We start from the raw sequence: 3,399 nt of genomic DNA on the forward strand, positions 1-3,399 counted from the left end.
CACTGAGGGGGCCCCGGTCTATCGGGGCGTCTCCCCGGTGTCCGTAGACACCGCCCGGCCCGCCGTGGGCCAGTTCGAGGTGTGGGGGGAGCGGGGCGGGGCCGCCCGCGTGGCGTACGACCGCGCGGTCGGCGACGGCAACTTCATGGCGATGCGCCGGGCCGCCTACGCCGACACCGAGAAGTCCGCGAAGCTGCAACGCCTGCGGGAGTTGGTCGCCGAGGCCGCGGGCAACGGGGTGAAAGTGGTGGTCTTCTCCTACTTCCGGGACGTGCTCGCGGCGGTGCAGCAGGTGTTGGAACGGCCGCAGGAACGACCGCTGGAACGGCCCCTGGAGAAGCGGCTGTTCGGGCCCATCACCGGAAGCGTCCCGGCGGCCCGCCGACAGCAACTGGTCGACGACTTCACCCAGGCCCCCGGCCACGCCGTACTGCTCTCCCAGATCGAGGCGGGCGGGGTCGGCCTCAACCTCCAGGCCGCCTCCCTGGTCATCCTCTGCGAACCGCAGGTCAAGCCGACGGTGGAGCACCAGGCCGTGGCCCGCGTCCACCGCATGGGCCAGACACGCACGGTCCAGGTGCACCACATGCTCGCCACCGACAGCGTGGACGACCGGCTCCTGACCATCCTCAAGGACAAGGACCGCCTCTTCGACGCCTTCGCCCGGCGCAGCGCCCTCGCGGACGCGACCCCGGACGCGATCGACATCTCGGACGCCACGCTGGCACGCCGCATCGTGGAGGAGGAACAGCGGCGACTGGCGGCGGGGCCCAACTGACCCCGCCCCAGGGGAATCAGGCCGTCACGAGCGCACGTTGAGTTCGGCGAGAGCGGCGCCCTCGCCGCCCCGCACGGTGACGCGGACGTACCGGGCGGGCGTGCCGTCGGGCGTGTGCCAGGTACGGCGGTCCGCCGAGACGTCGACCGTGTACGACCCCGGCCGCTTCGTCCACGTGGGCCGAACCGTCCCGACGCGCACCGGCCGCCCCAGGTCGACGGTGAGGGAGGCGTGGTCGGTGGCGGGGGACCAGGCGGTCGCGGGGCTGCCGTCCACGGCCGCCTCCGGGTAGAGGCCGGAGACCGAGGAGGTCGCCGTCGCCGGGCGGCAGCGGGCCAGGTCGGTGGTGGGGGTGAGGTCCGGCCGCCGGGTCCTGAGGGTGACCGTGCCGGAGAGGGTGCGGCGCCCCTCGGGGGTGTCCAGGGAGAAGGGCGCGCCCGTCCGCAGCCGTACCGTCGTCGTCTCCGGGCCGATGGCGATGTCGTACGTACGACCGCGCCAATGAAGCCCCGACAGGCGTACGCCGTCCGGGAGTTGGGGCGGCAGGCTCGGGTCGAGGTGGAGGGCGCCGGGGCGCAGCCGCAGGCCGGTGAGGCCGTGGGTGAAGACCTGGAGGAAGCCGCCCTTGCCGGTGAGGAAGTCCTGGGCGGGGGAGCCCGCGAGGGGGTCGGACGCGCCGGCCTTGTCGCCGCGCGACTCGGAGAAGAGGGCGAACGGGCCGCGCGCGAAGGGCTGGTAGGCCCGCCGCAGGAAGGTGTACGCGGCACAGCCCGGTTCGCCGATCGCCGCCGCGTCGATCGCGTGGACGGCGTCGGTCATGGCGGGGCCGTCCGGGTCGGTGCGCTGGGCGTAGTAGTCGAGGGTGGCGGCCGCGGCACCGGCCGGCATGGGCCACTCCAGCGGGTAGATCAGCAGCACGGTGTCGGCCTGCTTGATCTGGGAGCCGCCGTAGCCGTCGTACTGGAGGAAGATCTTGCGCTTCGGGTCGTAGGGGATGCGCAGGCGGTTCGCGACGGTGAGCCAGTCGGCGGGCGCGGGAGTGCCCAGGGCGTGGGCCGCGTCGGTCGCGGCGCGCAGCGCGGTGGAGGCGACGGCGTTGGTGTAGACGCCGTCGTTGACGCCGTTGCTGTACTCGTCGGGCCCGGCGACCTCCTTGACGGAGTACGAGCCGTCGGGGTTCTTCGTGGCCCTCGAAGTCCAGTACTGGGCAAGGCCGTTGAGGAGGGGCCGGCCTCGGGTGCGGAGCCAGGTGCGGTCGCCGGTGGCGAGGTAGTACTGCCAGGCGGCGAGGGCGATGTCGCCCTGGAGATGGTTCTGGGTGAGGCAGTGCGGCGGCTGCCAGCTCTGGCACTCGTTCCACAGCCGGCCGTGACTCGCGCTCGTCCAGGGGAAGAACAGGCCCTTCACCGAGGTCTTCGCGGCGTTCTCGGCGGCGGTCGTGCGGGTGCGGTAGCGGTATTCGAGGACCGGGCGGGCGAGGTCGGGATGGGTGGCGAGCAGCGAGGGGAACATCCAGGTCTCGGCGTCCCAGAAGACCATGCCGGCGTAGTTGTCGCTGGTGAGACCGGCGGGCGCGATGCTGTCCCGGGCGCCGGGGCGCAGCGCGGACAGCAGCCCGTACTGGGCGGAACGGGCCCAGAGTTGCAGATCTGGGTGCCCCGGAACCTCGATGTCGGACGACCACAATGCCCGCCACGCGGCGGTGTGCGAGGTGAGCAGCGCACCCCAGCCACGCCGCGCGGCCCGCCCGGCGTCGTCCTGGGCGGCGGAACGGGGGTCGTGGGAGGTGAGGGCGGTGTCGACACCGACGTACTTGGTGGCGGTGTAGGTACGACCGGAGCGGACGGGGAGGACGGTCGCCTGGCTTGCGCTCAACTTCCCCTTAGTGGCGGTGTGTTGGGGCCGCCCGGGCGCGTCCAGCACAGACGCGACGGCCCCGTCGACACCGGTCCCGTCCGTGCGGAACGCCACGCCGATCGTGCGGTCGCCGACCCGGCCGCCGTCGGTCTGCGTGATGCGCCGGGCGCCGCGGCCGTCGAGGCGGTCGGTGAGGGTGAGTTCACCGTCCCAGTGCGGGCTCACGCGCAGGTGTACGGCGCCGGTGTGCGGGGTGTCGCGGGCGGCGAGGACGTCGTAGGTGAGGTCGGTGCGGCGGCCGTCCGTCGTGGTCCAGGTGAGGGACGTACGGACGTACCCGCAGCGGAGGTTGAGGGTCTGGCGGTAGTGCGTGACCCGGCCGCCACTCCCACTGCCGTAGGTCTCGGCGCCCGCCGTGACGTCGAGGCCGGTCCAGGTCGGGAGCGCGGCGAGCGCCTCGCGGCCGGCCGTGTTCGCGGGGCCCCGGGCATAGAGGCCGGAGACGAACGCGCCGTCGTAGCGCGGGGTGTAGAGCGGCCAGCCGGTCTTCTCACCGGAGGCGGCGTAGCCCGCGCCGGCGGGCGGGACGCGGGTGCCGAGGTAGCCGTTGCCGACGTAGGGGTGGTACGTGTCGGCCGGGTCGATCCGGGTGGCCGAGGGCGCCCAGCCGCGCGATCTCGCCGTTGAGGTAGTCGGCCTCGATGGTGCCGGTGCCCCGGTTCAGCGACTGCCAGGAGGAGCCGCCGCCGCGCGGGGTGCCGTCG

At 73.6% G+C, this 3,399-nt stretch carries 2 protein-coding genes and 1 pseudogene; 1 reads left to right on the forward strand and 2 read right to left on the reverse strand.

Features of this window, described 5'->3' with window-relative positions:
* On the forward strand, positions 1-778 hold a 778-nt coding region (locus tag ACFWP5_RS52085), incomplete at its 5' end, for a C-terminal helicase domain-containing protein (RefSeq protein WP_384174398.1).
* Between the two features lie 24 nt (positions 779-802).
* Here ACFWP5_RS52085 and ACFWP5_RS52090 read toward each other — a convergent pair.
* Both ACFWP5_RS52090 and ACFWP5_RS52095 read right to left on the reverse strand, forming a co-directional pair.
* Positions 803-3,280 (reverse strand): discoidin domain-containing protein, encoded by a 2,478-nt coding sequence (locus tag ACFWP5_RS52090; RefSeq protein ID WP_384174401.1) that lies wholly within the window; start codon positions 3,278-3,280, stop codon positions 803-805.
* A pseudogene (locus ACFWP5_RS52095) lies at positions 3,186-3,399 on the reverse strand (hypothetical protein); the annotation flags it as partial. The gene ACFWP5_RS52090 and the pseudogene ACFWP5_RS52095, both read right to left, overlap by 95 nt.

The sequence above is a fragment of the Streptomyces sp. NPDC058469 genome, assembly GCF_042721125.1.
Taxonomy (GTDB): domain Bacteria; phylum Actinomycetota; class Actinomycetes; order Streptomycetales; family Streptomycetaceae; genus Streptomyces.